Genomic DNA, 17,781 nt, shown 5'->3' with positions numbered 1-17,781 from the left:
CGGTGAATAGCCCTCATGCCTGCTAGTACCCGCTTGGGCAAGTCCCTAGGGAAATGGTTTGATCCCTTTGTGGCCATTATTCTGGCGACTTTGGCGATCGGGATTCTGGTCCCCTTTCCCCCGTTCTTGGTACAGACCTTCCATGTGCTAGCGGGTATTTTTACGGCGCTTTTGTTCTTCCTCTATGGGGCGCGTCTGCGCACCGAGGAAGTCTGGCGGGGTGTCAAAAACTTGAAGGTTCAGCTCTTCACGCTGTTTTGTACCTTCGTCATGTTCCCGATCCTGGGTTTGATTTCGCACCCATTTATGGGTTACGTACTTTCGGAGCGTTTTGCCCTAGGCTTCCTATTTCTGACGCTCTTACCGTCGACGGTGCAAGCCTCTGTATCTTTTACTTCCTTGGCTGGAGGCGATATCCCGGCGGCGGTCACAGCGGCCACCATCTCTAATACCCTGGGAATGTTCCTAACTCCAGCCTTGGTTTGGCTACTTATGGGGCAGAGTGCGGGCGTGCGTTTGGATAATTTTTGGGGCGTTCTTACCCACCTGCTATTGCCTTTCATCTTGGGGCAGCTGGTGCAGCCTTGGCTTGGACCTACCTTGCGTGCTCACGCCGCCTTTACCAAGTTTTCTGACCGTTTAACGATTGTCTTTATTGTGGCCGCAGCAGTTAGTTCTGCTACTGCGCAGGGACTGTGGTCTGAGGTTACCGGCTGGAATATCGTCGCCCTGCTGCTGGCAGCGGCGGTGCTCTTGAGCTTCATGTTGGCTTTTACTTGGTTTGGGTCCGCCTGGTTGGGGCTACCCCGGGCAGAGCGAATTGTAGTGCTAATGTGTGGTTCTAAGAAATCTTTGGCTTCTGGTTTGCCCATTGCGGCAGCAATTTTCCCAACTTCTTTGACTGCAGCGGTCACAATTCCCGTGTTAGTATTCCATCAGTTTCAACTGGTTGTCTGCGCAGCCATCGCGCGGCGCTTAGGTAGTGAAAAATAAAGGATTAATCGAATAATATGGCGACTGACCTCTTTTTACGTGCCCTAGCTGCATTCTTCGCGATTATGAACCCGTTCGTGAACCTTCCGGTGTTCCTAGGGTTGACTAGCAATGAGGATCCCGATCAGCAACGCCGCACTGGTGTCTGGACGATCTTCTACACCACCATCCTGTGCTGCGTGTTCTTCTTTTCTGGTTCCTTAATGCTGAATGTCTTTGGGATTGACATTGACCACTTCCGCATTGCCGGTGGCCTAGTCCTCCTGATGATCTCACTAGGCATGCTGCGTGGTTCTGGTTCGGCCACCCATGAAGGCAGCGCCAAAGAAAAGGCAGAAGCTTCTAAGCAAGATCCCGATTCGGTCGCTTTCTATCCTATGAGCTTCCCCATGCTAGTGGGTCCCGGTTCTATCACCACCATCATTGTCTTCCAGTCTCAGGCACAGACCGTAGGTGAACATGCCCTAGTGTTTGCCGCCATGGCGATCGTCTTGCTGATGCTGCTTGTCACCTTCTACTTCTCTGGCACCATTTCACGCCACATGTCGCTCACGCTTCGGACCATCATGGCGCGCCTAATGGGTATGGTGCTGGTGGCCATTTCGATCGAAATGATGGCTAATGGTCTAGCCCGAGTCTTCCCCGGGTTAGTTAAGTAATCCTACAGATAGTCTAGGTTCGCTCCAAGATAGTTTTCAGCCCCGCTCCCAGTCATCTGGGAATTAGCGGGGCTGAAATATATTTAGCTGTATCTCTATCGGTAACGGGTACCCAAGACTAGAGCGTGTAACAGATTAGGCGGGCTGTTCAGCCTGCTTTTCGCGGCGTCCTCGTAGTAGTGAGGCAATAATGGTAACGCCCAAAACCACCACGATATAGGCTAGGGAGAAGTTAATGGAGGGCTCCCAAACGTGAATGCCTTCGCCCCCGTTAATGAAGGGCAAGGAGTTCTCATGCAGGGCGTGCAGGACCAGTTTGACACCGATGAAACCAAGGATGGCAGCCAAGCCATAGTGTAGGTATGCCAGACGCTCCAGCAAGCCATCGATCAGGAAGTAGAGCTGACGGAGACCAAGTAGGGAGAAAGCGTTAGCGGCGAATACTAGGAAGGGTTCCTTAGTTAGGCCAAAGATTGCCGGAATCGAGTCCACAGCAAACATGACGTCAGCGGTGCCCACGGCGATAATGACCAACAGCATGGGGGTGATGTAGGTTTTGCCGTTGTGGCGGTGCAGCATCTTGTCAGAGACGAAGCCGTTGGTGGTGGGGAAAACTCGACGGGCTGCGCGGGTGAGGAAAGCTTCCTTGTACTCTTCGTCCTCATGCTCGCCGGTTTCCACGCCTTCTAGAGCCTGCTTAATGGCAGTGTAGATTAGGAACGCGCCGAAGATGTAGAACACCCAGACGAACTTTTCAATGATGACAACGCCTACCAGGATGAAGACGAAGCGGAAGATTAGAGAAAGGGTGATGCCGATTAGTAGCACTTTTTGCTGGTATTCGCGGGGCACGCGGAAAGCGCCTAGGATGATCACGAAAACGAAGAGGTTATCTAGCGAAAGTGACCATTCGGTGATCCAACCGGCCCAGTACTGGGTCGCAAAATTCAGGTCCCAAATGCCCCAGATTAAGAAGCCGAAAGATACAGCAAGGGCAATGTAGGCGGCCGACCAGGTAGCGGCTTCTTTCATCGAGGGGGCGTGCGGGCTACGCACGTGGCCCACGAAGTCAACCGTTAATAGGGCAATAACGATGGCGGCAAGACCCAGCCATCCTAAAATATGTACATCCATTAGGATTTCCTTTTCCGGTACGAGGATAAATTCGGGGTACCGGAGGTCTCTTTCCGCTCATTTCCTAAAGTTTCGCGCAGTTCTTTCGAGTTGATTACTCGATTTAGCTGGCTGAATACTTTAGTGTTTTAAGCCTCTACGCCGGGGTTTTAGCCCGTGATGACGACGTATCTGTTAGTGGAAATACTCCCCTACCGGATTTCCCAGTTTAGCCGATTGCACCAGCCCCCGGGGGATTTAGAACGTGTTTCCTACCCCACTAATCTCGTTGGAGATTTCGCGCCCCAGGACTTCTTAACGGTTTGCTTCCTCGAGCACCGGGTTTTCGGTCACTTGGTGTAGGTATTTCATGCCATCGAAGGCTAGTTCCCGGGCGTTTTCCGGGTCCCCTTCTAGGCCGATGCGACCTCGGGCGAATTTATCGATGACCATGGCAATGGCACCATCGCCGGTAACGTTAGTCGCAGTACCGAAGGCATCTAGACCAATGTAGGTGGCGATCATCAAGGCAACGGCCGCATCATCAAAGCCCAACATGGACTGGAGGATGCCGGTGGCAGCCATGATCGCGCCGCCGGGGACCCCGGGAGCGGCCACCATAGTGATACCCAACATAAAGATAAATCCGATGTAGTGGGCGGTAGAAATCGGCAATCCTTGGGTCACGATGATGGCTAGGGAGAAGGCGACGATCTTTGAGGTTGATCCAGCTAGGTGGATAGTTGCACAGAGTGGCACGGTGAAGGCCGAGACTGCTTGACTAACCCCATTCTTGCGGGTCTGCTTCAGGGTGACCGGAATTGTCGCCGCCGAGGAGGAGGTACCCAAGGCGGTTAGGTAGGCGGGCATCATAGTCCCTAGAGCTTTTATCGGGCTCCGACCGGTTAGGGCCCCGGCGACCCCGTATTGGGTTCCGAGGATGACTACTTCAAGTACGAGGACGACTACTACGACTCGTAGCAGGACGTTAATTACGTTCCAGACGGTCCCGCCCATGGTTAGGTTTAGGAAGATGCCAAAAATGTGCAGTGGCAGTAAAGGGATGATAACTTTTTCGATCACGGCGGTGATGATGTGTCGGAATTCGATGAACCCCTTCCGCAGAACGCCACGCGGAACCATCGAGAGGCCAATGCCGATCAGGAAGGACAGGATGAGGGCCGTCATGACGCCCACTGCGGGTGGCATTTCGATGGTGAAATAGGTGCTGAGCTCGTGTCCGCCTAGTTCATCAGCTTTACCTAGGGTTTGTCCACCGATCAGACTGGGGAAAACTAGTCGGCAAACGATGAAGGTCAATATGCCTGAGAAGAGCGTTGAGGCGTAGGCGATGGCGGCAGTAATCGAGAGCCATTTCCCGGCGCCTCGCCCCAGGTCGGCAATGGCGGGGGTGACTAGCCCGATGATGATCAGCGGGATAGTGAAAGAGAGGAACTGCGAGAAGATCGCTGTGAAGGTGACAAATACTCGGGCCACGCTGGTGGGCATTAGGACGCCGGAGCCAACTTTGATCGATCCCAAAGCTACTGCTAGCAGCATTGCGATCAAAACCCACAGGAGGATACCGCCCTTACGGAAAATATCACTTAGTGCACGCATATGTTTTTCTTTCTGCAGATCCGGTAGTAGAACTCGCTACTTTCGGACCATTTTACATATTTCGCACTTAGGGACTATCCATTTTGTTCAAACAGTGGACAATATCCTATTTTAGGCGTTGCGCATCTGACGGAGTTCTTTTTTGAGTTCCGCTAGTTCGTCACGAAGGCGTGCGGCAAGTTCGAACTTTAGCTCGGCCGCGGCGGAGCGCATTTGTTCATCTAGATCGGTGATCAACTGCAGTAGTTCTGCTTCCGCTTGGGCGTTATTTCCTCGGGCTTCACCGGTTTTAACCCGAGGTACCGGGTTATGGCCTTTAACTCCTGGTTTCTTTGACTTGGAGCTATTTCGGTAGCCTCCGGCCAGCAGTTCCTGGGTGTCGAGTTCTTCGCGTTGCAACATATCGGTTACGTCCGCGATCTTCTTACGCAGGGGTTGCGGGTCGATTCCGTGAATTCGGTTGTATTCTTGCTGCTTTGAGCGTCGCCGTTCGGTTTCGTCAATCGCCTGGGCCATCGCGGGGGTTACTTGGTCTGCGTACATGTGTACTTCCCCGTCGACGTTTCGAGCTGCACGACCGATGGTCTGGATTAGCGAGGTGGCTGAACGCAGGAAGCCCTGCTTGTCTGCGTCAAGGATGGCCACTAGGGAAACTTCGGGTAGGTCTAGGCCTTCTCGCAGCAGGTTAATACCGACGAGGACGTCAAACTTACCTTGGCGCAGTTCGCGCAGTAGTTCAACGCGGCGTAAGGTGTCGACGTCTGAGTGGAGGTATTCGACTTTGATCATCCGCTCTGAGAGGTAGGCGGTGAGTTCTTCCGCCATGCGTTTGGTTAGCGTGGTCACTAGTACACGCTCGTTTCGCTCCACGCGTTCCTTGATTGAGTCGTAGAGGTCGTCGATTTGTCCCTCGGTTGGTTTCACTACGATCTTGGGGTCAAGTAGGCCGGTGGGGCGAATAATTTGTTCCACTACCCCATCGGATTGTTCTAGTTCGTATTTTCCGGGGGTGGCTGAAAGGTAGACAGTTTGTCCGATCCGTTCGAGGAACTCTTCCCATTTGAGGGGGCGGTTGTCCATTGCGGAAGGTAGTCGGAAGCCGTAGTCGACTAGGGTGCGTTTGCGGGACATGTCCCCCTCGTACATGGCCCCGATCTGGGGTACGGTCACGTGAGATTCGTCGATGACGAGGACGAAATCGTCGGGGAAGTAGTCGAGTAGGGTGTGTGGTGGCGTGCCGGGGCCACGACCGTCAATATGCCGGGAGTAGTTTTCAATGCCGGAACAGGCGCCCACTTGGCGCATCATTTCGAGGTCGTAGTTGGTGCGTTCACGTAGGCGTTGTTCTTCCACGAACTTTCCCTGTTTGTGGAAGACCTCGAGTCGTTCTTCTAGTTCCTCTTCAATGGACTTGATGGCGCGTTGCATGCGTTCTGGACCGGCAACGTAGTGGGTGGCCGGAAATAGGTACACGTGGTCAGTTTGCCGCAATACTTGCCCGGTGAGCGGGTGCAGGTAGGTGAGGTTTTCAATTTCATCACCGAACATTTCAATCCGGATGGCTAGTTCTTCATAGACCGGAATGATTTCAATGGTGTCACCCTTGACTCGGAAGGTTCCACGTTGGAAGTCCATGTCATTGCGGGTGTACTGCATGGAGACGAAGCGTCGCAGTAGGGCGTCCCGGTCAATTTCCATTCCCACGGTTAGCGGGACCATGCGGGCCACGTATTCCTCGGGGGTACCTAGGCCGTAAATGCAGGAGACAGAGGCAACAACTACTACGTCTCTGCGAGTGAGCAGCGCGTTTGTCGCGCTGTGACGGAGGCGTTCGACCTCGTCGTTAATGGCGGAGTCTTTTTCGATATAGGAATCCGTTTGGGGGACGTAGGCTTCTGGCTGGTAGTAGTCGTAATAGCTGACGAAATATTCGACGGCGTTATTGGGAAGTAGTTCGCGTAGTTCCGCAGCTAACTGGGCGGCTAGGGTCTTATTGGGGGCCATTACTAGAGTTGGTCGGCCTAATTTTTCGATCATCCAGGCGGTAGTGGCTGATTTACCGGTACCGGTAGCGCCCATAAGGACAACGTCTTTTTCGCCTGCTTCGATACGTTCGACCAGTTCAGCAATTGCGGTGGGCTGGTCACCGGAGGGTTGGAAGGGCGAAATAACTTCGAAGGGGGCTTCGCTTCTGATAATGCTAGCTGCGGGATTCATCGGTTTCACTCTAGCATTTGTGTCTCTTTTTAGGTCTACCAGGTGAGCAGGTAGTGATAGATTAGCGGGACTCTGCCCCTGGCTTTTAATGTTTTACCTACGGCGCGCCCGTAGCTTAATGGGTTGCAGGAGGTGCGCTTTTATCGCTAGGGTGGACTCAGTTTTATTTCTAGGGAGGCCTTTATGAGCCGTTGGTTTCTACCGTTCTTGTCGTTACTTTCGATGGGTGCCGCAGCAGTAATCGCGCTGCTCTATGTGCCTTATAAGATCGAGGCTTCACAGATTATGGCCGGCGATTTTAGCGGCCTACTAACTTCAATGTCAGTATCGACGCTGGCCGTGATTTTCTTGATGATGTTCAGTGTGGCACTGTTTTTGGCGGCGTTATTGGCTCGGGCGTCACGTAAGTTAGCGCTTGTGGCTCTAGTGGGGATTTTGCTAATTGGTGGCGGGGCTGGACCCGTGGCTAAGAATCGGATTGAGTCCGCGATTTCTTCGAATATTGGCCAGGCAGTTTCACAGGTCACTAAGGGCTTTAAGCTTAGCTCTTTAAAGTTGGCTGACGTCCCAATGATGGCTAAGAAGCTTCAGCAGATCGCTGCCGAGCAAGAAATCAGCCCCCTAGAACTTTTGCAGCAACTCCCAGAGGCTCAGAGGCGGCTCATTCCCAATGCTGTTTATCAACAATTGGTTGAGCGCTTGTCTCGATAATACGAAAAAGTAACCCGCACCTGAGGCTTTCTCAAATGCGGGTTAACTCTTCCTAGCTGTTTTCTATAGGTAGCGGGTGCAGGCCTTTATTAAAGGTGTCATCTTGAGGATTCAGAAGACTTATCCTCTGGCAGACACAGGAGGATCGAAGTCAGAGTTTAGAATACGAGATTTTGGAAAGCCGCAGCAAGAAGGGAAAGTTGCCTCTTATCTCCCCCATTGTGTACTTCCCAGGTGCTGCCGTTTAGGCGTTCCTGATCGGAGATTTGATTGGCGATTCGCGCTTGAGCATCCGGTTGGGAAATCCCTCTTTCGGTTAAGCGCTCAATACGTAGCTCTAACGGAGCCGTGATGGTGATGATCTGATCGCAGATTCTATTTAGTCCCGCCTCGAATAATAAGGGGACATCGAGGAGAACTGAGTGCTCTATTTCTTTAGCAGTTTGGATGCCGGTTAGAATTTCTTGTCGAATCAGGGGATGCAAGATGGCCTCTAGTCGTTTTTTGGCGGATTCATCTTGGAAGATAACTTGGGCAAGTGCCTGGCGATCAAGTTCTGTCCCGTTAAAGACGGATTGACCAAATTCGGTACGAATTTCAGGTAGGGCCAGCCCATTCGGGGCCGTTAGGTTTCGTGAAATCTGATCAGCATCTAGGTGGGTTACAGAGGTCCCCCGTCCAAGCTGATGGTTCTGTCGTAGCAGAGCTTCCGCAAATGTTGACTTCCCGGTACCGATACCACCGGTCAGCCCGACGACTAAGGGCCGATGAGACTGCTGGCTAGAGCTTAGTCCGCCCGCAGGGGTGCTGGTTTGGGCTTTTTCTTGGTTCTGTCCTAGGTACCGAAAGTAGCTCTCATTGCGAGTCATAAATCATTGTCGACTAGTAGGAAATGAGTTTCGAAATAGTTCTTATCAATAGTTTTGTATAGTTAACCCGCATCTAAGATTGACGATTGTCTATTAGATGCGGGGTAACTATTTAGCTTAAGTTCGGCTCTTACTTGAAGTAGGCCTTACAAACATCAGCAGCCTTCTGGCCAGAGTTGTTGAAGTTCTGGTATTGTTCCGACATCTTAGTGATATCGTGCTTCTTAAGAGCATCACCTAGATTATCAAGATCGGTGGATAGTTCAGAGATAGCGTTGGAGACTTCGTCGGTCTTAGCGTCCTTGGCGGAAGCCTTTACTTGCTTGGATAGTTCCTTAAACTTATCGCCGACCTTCTCTAGGTCTTCGGGCTTTGAGGGATCTAGATTCTGAAGATCCTTGGAATCTTCAGCAAAAGCCTTTAGGTTCTTTTCGAGTCCCTGGCATGCCACCTCATCAGAGTTTGCACCGCCGCCACAAGCGGTAAGCATCGGGAGTGTCATTAGCGGCACTAAGGCTAGGGCCGTCAGCTGCTTCTTCATTGATTCACCTTTCAGGTACGGTTGTTAAGACTCTCAGTCGAGTTCTGAGGTTAATCATACCTTATGGAGTCAGGAATCCTGTTGATTTTGGATCCTATCTATTCTAATGCCTGGCTTCTAGCGGGGATTTTCTCTAGCGCAAGGTTTTCAAAGCTTTGGATGCCGCACTTAGTTCGGTTATTAAGGACTTCAGTTCCATGTTTCGACGCGTCATTGGCTTGAAGGTACCCTCCTCACTGTCATGGGGGAAAGACAGCGCAAGCTGAGGACGAATATCGTACATATTGAACTGTCCGGCAATGGTTCGCCACTGTTCTACCGCACGAATAGCGCCATCCCAGGCGTAACCAACGAATGCGATGGCTTTTTTGTTTAGCTCGGGGCCAATATGATCGATCGCATTTTTGAAAGCCCCAGGAATGGAGTGATTATATTCAGCGGTAATAAATACGTACCCGTCAGCGGAGTCAAGTGCTTTAGACCAAGCTGCCACGGCTGGATTCGGATAGTGTTTTTTCAAGGCGCCCGGGGGCGTACTCCCCGTAAATACCGGTAGCTCATAATCTGCTAGGTCCACTAGTTTGAAGCTAGTTCCAGGGTCCCCTACTGCTTTCGCCTGCTCTAAGACCCAGTTTGCGATTTGCGCTCCGAATCGGTTTTCGCGCACTGACCCCAGCACAATTGCAATTTCAGTCATTGGAACTCCTAGCAATAAGATTAATTAGGCAACACTAAGTTAACATAAATCTTTGCCAAGATATTCCAGCATTTAAGCCTTTAGTCCCATATCACTTTATGGGTGTTTAGCAGCACTGCCGAGACTTAATCCCCTGCAATGGAGAGTCGAATCCCAACCGCGTATTTTTGTCCAGCGCAAGTAATCCTCAGTCTAGTGCTGTCATTATGTTGGCGGTTGATAGTCACGGACCCGCTCCCCATGATCGAAGCTTCCCTAATTTTTATGGGAAGTTCTACCTCAACCTCAGGAACAAGATGTGTCGATGATTTATCTATATCAGAGTCATGGAAAGCCCCGAAAAGATAATACTGGTTGGATTTCTTAGTAAAGTACCAGTCCCATCGAGCATCATCTACCGGTGAGCTCTGCAGCAATTTTGCCTCGAGTTCATTTTTGGGATTTAGAGCTCTAGTGGCGTAGATTCCTTCCCCGTTGACTCTCATCCAGCTGCCAAGTTCGGACAGGGAGTCCCGAATATGCTTACTCATCGCACCGTGCTCATCCGGCCCGAAGCCGATCAGATAGTTCCCTCCCCTACTAACAATTGCTAATAGATTAGCAATGATCGTTTGCATGGGTTTCGTCGCTTCGTCAACTTCCATACTGCACCAGGAGCGCGTCAGAGTAATACACGATTCCCAAGGGTATTCAAGAATATCTTCTGGAATTTCTTGTTCCGGGGTACGGTAGTGCTCCCATGGTCCATGGACTTCCCGGTCCACGACTAGAATTTCTGGTTGTAGTGTTTGGGCCAGTACGCCGATTTGTTCAATGTCGATCGGTTCTTCCGGGGCGGCTACCCATCCCGCATCTAGCCAAAGTACGTTAATTTTTCCGTATCTACTAAGTAGTTCAGAAATCTGTTGCTGGGTAAATCTTTTGAAGTTTTCCCATTTTTGGGGTTTGTTACGAATCGAATAATTACAGAAGCGTCCATGAAGCGGTCGGGCTCGATCCCAGTAACATTCATGATGCCAATCCGCCTTCGAATAGTAGACACCTATTTCAAGCCCCTTACTCCTAAACGCCTGGGAGATCTCTTTAAAAAGATCACGTCCTACCGGACACTGTTCAGAAGTCACCTTGAAGTTTGAATAGTCGGTGTCGTAAAGGGCGAATCCATCGTGATGTTTGGTAGTAAAGACTAGGTAGCGCATTCCCGCGTCAGCACAGGCTTCAGCCCATTCTTCGGCATCAAACTGTGAGGCATCGAAGTTAACGATTTGGTGCTCATACCAATCTTGGTATTCAGAATCTGTTCCCAAGAATGAATCCGGCTTGTCCGTGAAGGTACCTAGATGACCACGATGCAAAGACCATGATCCAGCTTGGTTAATGGCGGTATAAAGTCCCCAGTGAATGATCACTCCCAGTTTTAAATCTCGCCATCGAGACAGAGATTTTTGGGTGAGAGGACTATCTGGATAGATGTATCCGGGGTCAGGTTTACTACCTACTGCGCCGGCAGCAGCTAAATCGTCAGGTGCAAAGTCATCTAGTTCGCCCATTATTTATCCTTCCAAAAGATTGGAGTCTGCGATGCGCAGACTCCAATCCGTTTAGAACTTCAATCCTCCGTCTTCAATTCCTCGGAAGAAGTACTTCTGGGTGAAGAAGAAGAGAATCACAACCGGGGTCATGGCAACCACCGCACCGGCGATTACTTCTTGGTAAGAAACCCCCTGAATGGAACTTGAGAGTTCCGCTAGCACCAAGGTTAAGGTCTTATTCTCTCTTGACTGCAAGACCAGTAGCGGCCAGAGGAAGTCAGACCAAGCGTAGATGAAGGATGTGAGCCCAACGATTGTCATAGCACCCTTGACCTGAGGCAAGAAAATCGACCAAAAACGCCTAAACTCGCCAGCGCCGTCGATAAAGGCGGCATCTTCAATTTCGTCAGGGATCCCAAGGAACGCAGCCCTCATTAAGAGCAGGTGGAAGGGACCAAGCATGCCAGGCAACCAAACGCCGATCAGACTGTCGTAGAGGTTCAGATCGTTAACGATTGCAAACAGGGAGCTCATAATCGCTTCGAAGGGGAAAATCATCGCTGACATGACGATCAGATAAGCAATGTTTCGTCCCGTCCATCCACGGCGGGAAAGAATATAGCCGCCGACGGAAGCCAATACGATATGTGAGACGACAGCCAGCGCACAAATGATCAAGGAATTCGTAATACCCGAAAGAATGTTGGTGGTACTGAAGAGTTCCTTAAATGCAGCCAAGGACCATGTCTGCGGAATAATTGTCGCGCCCTCGCCAAAAATCGGCTCCCCTGGGGCTTTGAATGCTACTAAAAGGGGCAGCATTAGAGGTCCCAGCATGAAGATCGAAACCAAGATAAGTAGTACGTATCGCAGTACTAAGCGTGGGCCCCGAATCTGCCTTGAATTTACGATCCGTGCTTCACGTTGGAGCTTCCGTTTTTTAAGGAAATCTTTGATCGGATTAGCAGTATTGGTACTCATCACGGCTGCTCCTCTGCCTTGCGCTGGATCTTCTGCGAAAGAATAATAAATCCAAGAGTGAATAGGAATAGGAATACGGATGTCGCGTCTGCTCTACCAAGGTGTCCGTAAGTAACGTCCAGCTGAGAGCGGATGTACATCGTAATCGTTTGCGTAGGCGAGTTTGGACCACCTAGTAAGAACACCTCAGTAAAGACCTTTAGACAACCAATTGTGCTGAGCACGCCAACCAGATACATCATGATCTTAACGCCCGGAACGGTTACCGTAAAGAAGCGCCTCACTGGTCCGGCCCCGTCAATTTCAGCAGCCTCATAGACAGATTTATCGACATTAGCCAAAGCGCTTAAATACAAAATCATGTAGTAGGGCATTCCCTGCCAGAGGGTAATGAGCATGGCACAGAAGAGGATCAGCCATCTATCAGAAAGGAATGGAATAGATTCCTGAATGACGTTCATAGATTTCAAAAGCGCATTAATGGGACCATCAGCTTCCAATAGGTAACGCCAGGCAATCGAGATCACTACCAGCGAGGAAATCGCGGGAATGTAATAGATAGCGCGGAAAAAACCGATCCCGGGGACATGTTCTTTAACCAGGAGGGCCAAGAGCAAGGGCAGAATCACCATAATCGGAACCACGCAAAGGGCGTAGATTGATGAATTTAAGACTGCATCCCAGAATTTTGGAGAGCTAAGCACCTTTTCGTAGTTTTCGAAGGCATTGAAGTCGCCCATTGGACGAAGAGGCTTGGTATTCGTAAAGGAGGTAACTAGAGTTACCCCAAACGGAATTATGTAAAAGGAAAGAACTGCTGCCACCGGAGCGATAACCCAAAGCAGGGGTACCCACCATGGCCGGAAGCGCGCGGCTCCGTTGAGGCTTTCTGCCCTCTTTCCAGTTTTTGGTTTTCTAGTCTTACTCATCATCTCACCTATGAAACGAGAATTGGTTGCTCCCCGCAGCAGTCACAACCACGGGGAGCAACTCGCATATTAGTTGTTCAGCGCAGAAAGCAATTCGTTCATTTCTTTCTGAGCATTTTCAAGTGCCTGCTCTGCAGATACTTCGCCGCGAATGCCCTTGTTGACATTTTCAACTAGTGCATTCTTGACCTGACCGGTGACGTAGAAGGAAGCCTTGAAAGCCTCTGAATTCTTAGCTTCCTTTGCGGCGACCTCGTAGGTCTGCTTAAAGACGGGATCCTTAGCAACTGCCTCCGGAGGATTCTTGATCAAGTTATCTAGAGCTTCAGTCGCACCAGGGAAAATGACCGCTCCGCCGTCGCGAGTCCAAGCTAGTTCTTCCTCAGCACTAGTGATGTAATCAGCCCACTTTAGTGCTAGGGCTTTGTTCTTGGTCTTAGCATTTACCGCAATAAACTGGCCTGAGAACTCATATTTCAAACCGGGGTTAATCGGGTAGGATCCAACACCGGTCTGCTTGTAAACCTCAGGATTATTCTTCTTGATGTTGCGGATAAATCCAGGGTTGGGGGTACCGAAAGCCAAACGCCCGTTTAGGTATTCCTTTCCGGGGTCGAGTTCGCCGGTCAAGGAGTCCTTGGGAATGCCGCCGTCCTTGTAGAGGCTGATCATTTCATTCATCCACTTGAGTGCGTTTGGATCTTTGGCGAAGGTAAATTCAGTGCCTTCGTCGTTCATGATCTTTACGCCCATGCCATGCCACTGGCTGATTAGGTACCAGTTAGCGTTGCCCCATAGCGCGTTGTATTCGCCCGTCTTAGCAATCTTGTGACTAAATTCGAACATCTCGTCCATAGTCTTTGGAGGAGTGTTTTCATCTAGGCCCGCAGCGCGGAAGACCTGCTTGTTGTAAGTGGTGACGAAGGGGCTGAAATACCACGGGAAAGCTGTATGGGCACCGTCTTTACCCATTCCGACTGATTTCCAAATATCAGGGATAAAGCGCTTCCCGCTTTCCGGTAGTGCCTTGTCTAGATCCAAGAGCTGGTCCGCTTTGGTGAGTGCCAGAATCGTGGGCGAGGGAACGTTAATAACGTCTGCCATCTTGCCGTTAACGGCTTGCTGCATCATCTTTTGGTCGAATTCTGGGCCGCCAGATTCGTCGACCCAGTTAATCTTGGTTCCTGGGTTTTCCTTTTCGAACTTGGCGATTCGTTCCCGGAAGAAGTCCCCGAAGTCCTTTTGCAGACTCTGGGTCATCCAAGTGATTTCGCCCTGTGCTTTACTGGTATCTACCGGTTTTTCATCTTCCGAACTGGAACATGCGGTTAACCCAGTAAGAGCAAGGCTCCCTGCAAGTACTAGAGCAAAAGCTCTGCGTCGAGTTGTCATGCTGACCTCCATTGGCCGATATTTCAAAAACCTAACTAACACGTATTAGGTTTATGTTTATGTTATACAACACAGCTGATCGTTTTTCAAGCTATGTCGTCTAGGACTTCCTTAAAATCCTAAAGCTTCCATCAAATTTCCCAATCCGCCCCTGATATTCGGGCCTGACATCCGGACCACATGAGCGAGTTCCCATACCGTGTTGAACCCAATCGAAGGTCAGATAGGTGCGAGTAGCTGCTGGCAGGTCATCCCAGTGCCCAGCGGCGGTTATTTCTGCCGCTGAATATTCAGAGATGGAGAAACCAAGCGGATTACTTCCAGCGAAATTATCGAAACGCAGCACTTTGCCGTCCGGGTTTGACAGTTCCAAGACTCGAACTGCTGGATGATAGTTCCCTTCTTGGGGGACCACATTCGGTTCGACTAGATCTTTAGCATCCGCTTCAAAATTGCCCCACCAGCCACCTTGGCGCATATCAGCATAGGCCACACCAGGGCCGAATCCACCCCAGGATGCTTTCCAACCCACTCCTGGCAAAGGAATAGTTACCCCGAGGCGAGGGATACAGGTAGGCCACGTCCCGAAAGGTTCAAAGTCGAGGTCGACATCAATCGCTGATGCTACTTTTCGGTAGACCCACGTAAGCACTCCCCCATAGTCATAAACAGGTGCCGCCCAACGTTCAACAACTGTAAAAGATTCTTCGGTAGAGCAAGTCCTTACTAGCTGCCTTTCGAGCTTATCAAGGTTAAATCCTGCCCAGCGCTCTGAACTTGATTCCGCTCTAGAACCACGACCAGAACCTAGGTCATCTAGTTCAGTAAACCCAAAATAGTCCAGCGCCCCGTGGCCATTATCGTTATCGGTTGGAGCCCGCCAAGCAGCTAGCGTAGCTCCCAACACCTCTACCCCGAGAAGCTTTTGAAGCTGCCCATCCCGGGACAATTCGAGGGAATCAGCTACCTGAATACCGATATCTTGCCGCTCTCTGGGAGCCAGCGAGACCGTGATCGAATTCAGGTTCATTACCCGTTTGCTATCTTCTTGGTAGCCGACCGGCTGCCCATTATCGAAGGCACGCACAGGATAGAGGTCAGGCAGACTCCAGCTATCATGCAAGAGCTTTATCACTAAGGCCGCTTCAGACACGCCCTCATGTCGCATCTGGTTAAGCGCGGCCTCGATAGGGCCTTTATCTATCTCCCAGCGTTGTCCCGCTGCTAGCTTAGGCAGGGCCACCAAGGGGCCGAGGGTGCGCCTAGGAATCTTCTGTTCTGCCCCCAGTTCCTGTAGCTCCCACTTGAGGAAAGCGCCCTGTAGGTAATCTAATGTGCATTGCGCTTCAATATAGATTGATACTCCCGCAAATTCGGCTTCAGTCAAAGCCTTTTCCGGTGTTGAATCGTCATAATCATTGGGGGCATCCGTACGGTCTCCCAAATCGAAACGTACCCGAAGTGGCGACTGCTGGTTAGCTAGGTTCAACAAGCCAGAGGTGATTTTGCCTTCCGCAGTCAGCAAACCGTCCGAAACAAAATTGCCATCGTGGATTGGTTCACCAAAATCACCACCATAGGCTAAGCGCCGGCCCTTTTCAGTTTCTTGCCAGAGAGAGTGATCTCGCCACTCCCAGATGAATCCACCTAGGTGGCGACGGTGACCAAGCTTCGACAGGTACCCTTCGACGTTGCCCGGTCCCGTTCCCATGGCATGGAGATACTCCACCGTCAGGTAGGGGGCTTCTCTGAGGCGAGGACGGTCCTTTGGTTCTACCTTTGATGCCGCGTGATGAGCACCGGCAACCGGGGCTTCCGGTTCCCCGTTAAGTAGCGTCTCAACCTCTTCTAGAGTCGGGTACATTCGCGAGTATATGTCGCTGTAGGAAAGTGTCCGGTCAGCCTCGTAATGGACTAGCAGCCTGGGGTCCTGGGCTTTGATCCACTGGCCCATCGCCGCCAGATTCGGTCCGGTAAAAGCTTCGTTCCCTAAAGACCAGATTGCGATTGAAGGATGGTTCTTATCCCTTTCGAAAGTTCGCCGAATTCGATCTACAAAGGCTTCCTTCCATTCGGGCACTGCGGGCGGATTATTATCCCATCCACAGAATTCGAAACCGTGAGTTTCCATGTCGGCCTCTAAACAGACCCAAAGTCCGATCCTATCGGCAAGTTCCAATAGCTTCGGATGGGGCGGGTAGTGAGAGGTACGGATAGCGTTGAAATTGAAGGCCTTTAAGGTTAAAAGATCCTGTAGCGCATAGTCTTGATCCCAAACTCGTCCCCGCTCCGGGTTTACTTCGTGACGGTTAGCTCCCAGCAGTTTCAACGGCTGCCCATTAGCCAGGACTTGGCCTGCTACTAATTCAACCCTTCGAAGGCCAACTTCGGCTTCGAGTACGGCGCCCGCAGCATCGATCACTAGCGAGTACAGATTAGGACGATCAGCACTCCATGGTTGTGCATCCGGGATTTCAATGGGACTACTGCTAAGCCAGGTTTGTCCTTCACGTTCCGTGACTTGCCATTGCACCTGGTGGGTCACGAAATCTTCTGACGCGACCTCGGCCAGTTCAGCTACTGGCTTCAAGAAGGGTGATTTGAGACGAGGCTGCTGGCTTACTTTTACCTTGATAGCTTCACTTAGTTCTTGCCGCTCACTTTCGTCGAGCGAGCCTAGGCCTCGGATTCTCAGGTTGATCTCTAGCAGGCCACGTCCAGTGGCCGCATCGTAATCAGTTTTTATCCAACGATCTTCAACCTGTCCTTGAGGAAGGTATTGCAGGCTAATATCGCGGAAAACACCCGGGAGCCACCACTGGTCTTGATCTTCTAGGTAGCTTCCCCTACCGAATTGGTTGACCCGAATAAATAGCTGATTACTGCCCGGCTTTAAGAATGATCCGATTTCAAATTCGTGAGCTAGACGCGAACCGGTCGCAAAGCCCACCCATTGACCGTTGAGCCAAACCCGGTATTGAGATTCCACCCCCTCAAACCGTAGTCGAATCCCTTCCTTTTCGGTCCAATCAGCAGGAATTACAATTTCCCGCCAGTAATCCATTGTCGGGTTCTTCGCTGGCGCGAAGGGCGGATTTAGCGGAAACGGATACGCCAAGTTGGTGTAACAGGGATTGGAGGGAATCTCTGGATCTAGGACCCAGTGGTTAGGAAGCTGCGCAGTTTTTGGTGCCGAGGATCGGAGGACAGTAAACTCAGAAAGATCCTTCGGTTCCTGAAGTGCTATTTCCGGATTGGGGTCCGTGTCGTAGTAGTTGAACTGCCAGTCCCCATTTAGTGAAATGTGGGGTTCAGAATCTAGCGGGTAGCTTCGCGCCGGCGCCAGCGAACCACCATCTGGGAGATAGTCATCAATAGTTGGATTGAGAAGATCTACGGCCATTGTATTCTCCTGTGAGGCTTTTGATAACCATAGGCTAACACGAGATAGTATTATTGAAAAATCGAAAGTTAAGTTATACTGACAGAACGTAGTTGGCTCTATGGCAGAGCCCTATAAAGACCGG

Annotated in this window: 14 protein-coding genes; 3 read left to right on the top strand and 11 right to left on the bottom strand. The window is 50.9% G+C overall.

What is annotated here, in order from left to right:
- Positions 1-15: 15 nt before the first annotated feature.
- Both BSR28_RS03960 and BSR28_RS03955 read left to right on the top strand, forming a co-directional pair.
- Entirely contained in the window at positions 16-993 is a 978-nt protein-coding gene (locus BSR28_RS03960) for a bile acid:sodium symporter family protein (RefSeq protein ID WP_073709066.1), read from the top strand.
- A 17-nt stretch (positions 994-1,010) separates the two neighbouring features.
- On the top strand, positions 1,011-1,652 hold the full coding sequence (locus BSR28_RS03955) for a MarC family protein (protein ID WP_073709065.1): 642 nt from the start codon (positions 1,011-1,013) through the stop codon (positions 1,650-1,652).
- A 135-nt stretch (positions 1,653-1,787) separates the two neighbouring features.
- Here BSR28_RS03955 and BSR28_RS03950 read toward each other — a convergent pair whose 3' ends face one another.
- The 3 genes from BSR28_RS03950 to uvrB all read right to left on the bottom strand — a co-directional run bounded on the left by BSR28_RS03950 (position 1,788) and on the right by uvrB (position 6,602).
- Positions 1,788-2,786 (bottom strand): TerC family protein, encoded by a 999-nt coding sequence (locus BSR28_RS03950; protein WP_073709064.1) that lies wholly within the window; start codon positions 2,784-2,786, stop codon positions 1,788-1,790.
- Between the two features lie 294 nt (positions 2,787-3,080).
- Positions 3,081-4,385, bottom strand: a complete 1,305-nt coding sequence (locus BSR28_RS03945; protein WP_073709063.1) for a dicarboxylate/amino acid:cation symporter — start codon at positions 4,383-4,385, stop codon at positions 3,081-3,083.
- A 111-nt stretch (positions 4,386-4,496) separates the two neighbouring features.
- Positions 4,497-6,602 (bottom strand): excinuclease ABC subunit UvrB, encoded by a 2,106-nt coding sequence (gene uvrB, locus BSR28_RS03940; RefSeq protein ID WP_073709062.1) that lies wholly within the window; start codon positions 6,600-6,602, stop codon positions 4,497-4,499.
- Positions 6,603-6,785: 183 nt separating this feature from the next.
- Between uvrB and BSR28_RS03935 the strand changes: the two genes are divergently transcribed.
- Entirely contained in the window at positions 6,786-7,313 is a 528-nt protein-coding gene (locus BSR28_RS03935) for a hypothetical protein (protein WP_073713404.1), read from the top strand.
- A gap of 158 nt (positions 7,314-7,471) precedes the next feature.
- Here BSR28_RS03935 and coaE read toward each other — a convergent pair whose 3' ends face one another.
- The 8 genes from coaE to BSR28_RS03895 form a co-directional block, all read right to left on the bottom strand.
- Entirely contained in the window at positions 7,472-8,182 is a 711-nt protein-coding gene (coaE, locus tag BSR28_RS03930) for a dephospho-CoA kinase (RefSeq protein WP_073713403.1), read from the bottom strand.
- Positions 8,183-8,312: 130 nt separating this feature from the next.
- Entirely contained in the window at positions 8,313-8,723 is a 411-nt protein-coding gene (locus tag BSR28_RS03925) for a hypothetical protein (protein WP_073709059.1), read from the bottom strand.
- 133 nt (positions 8,724-8,856) lie between these two features.
- Positions 8,857-9,420 carry an NADPH-dependent FMN reductase gene (locus BSR28_RS03920; RefSeq protein ID WP_073709058.1) on the bottom strand — a complete coding sequence of 188 codons (564 nt, stop codon included), beginning with the start codon at positions 9,418-9,420 and terminating at the stop codon, positions 8,857-8,859.
- Between the two features lie 125 nt (positions 9,421-9,545).
- Entirely contained in the window at positions 9,546-10,970 is a 1,425-nt protein-coding gene (locus BSR28_RS03915; protein WP_073713402.1) for an alpha-L-fucosidase, read from the bottom strand.
- A 51-nt stretch (positions 10,971-11,021) separates the two neighbouring features.
- Positions 11,022-11,933: a carbohydrate ABC transporter permease gene (locus tag BSR28_RS03910; protein WP_073713401.1), complete on the bottom strand. Its 912-nt coding sequence runs from the start codon at positions 11,931-11,933 to the stop codon at positions 11,022-11,024.
- Positions 11,933-12,862, bottom strand: a complete 930-nt coding sequence (locus tag BSR28_RS03905; RefSeq protein ID WP_073709055.1) for a carbohydrate ABC transporter permease — start codon at positions 12,860-12,862, stop codon at positions 11,933-11,935. Before BSR28_RS03905 ends, BSR28_RS03910 begins: the two co-directional genes overlap by 1 nt.
- A 69-nt stretch (positions 12,863-12,931) precedes the next feature.
- Complete coding sequence (locus BSR28_RS03900; RefSeq protein ID WP_073713400.1) at positions 12,932-14,254, bottom strand: ABC transporter substrate-binding protein; 1,323 nt, start codon at positions 14,252-14,254, stop codon at positions 12,932-12,934.
- Between the two features lie 100 nt (positions 14,255-14,354).
- On the bottom strand, positions 14,355-17,657 hold the full coding sequence (locus BSR28_RS03895; protein ID WP_073713399.1) for a glycoside hydrolase family 2 TIM barrel-domain containing protein: 3,303 nt from the start codon (positions 17,655-17,657) through the stop codon (positions 14,355-14,357).
- Between the last annotated feature and the right edge of the window lie 124 nt (positions 17,658-17,781).

Origin of the sequence: Boudabousia liubingyangii (genome assembly GCF_001907245.1) — a bacterium.
In the GTDB taxonomy this organism is placed as follows: domain Bacteria; phylum Actinomycetota; class Actinomycetes; order Actinomycetales; family Actinomycetaceae; genus Boudabousia; species Boudabousia liubingyangii.
This window is presented reverse-complemented; position numbering and strand designations above follow the sequence as displayed.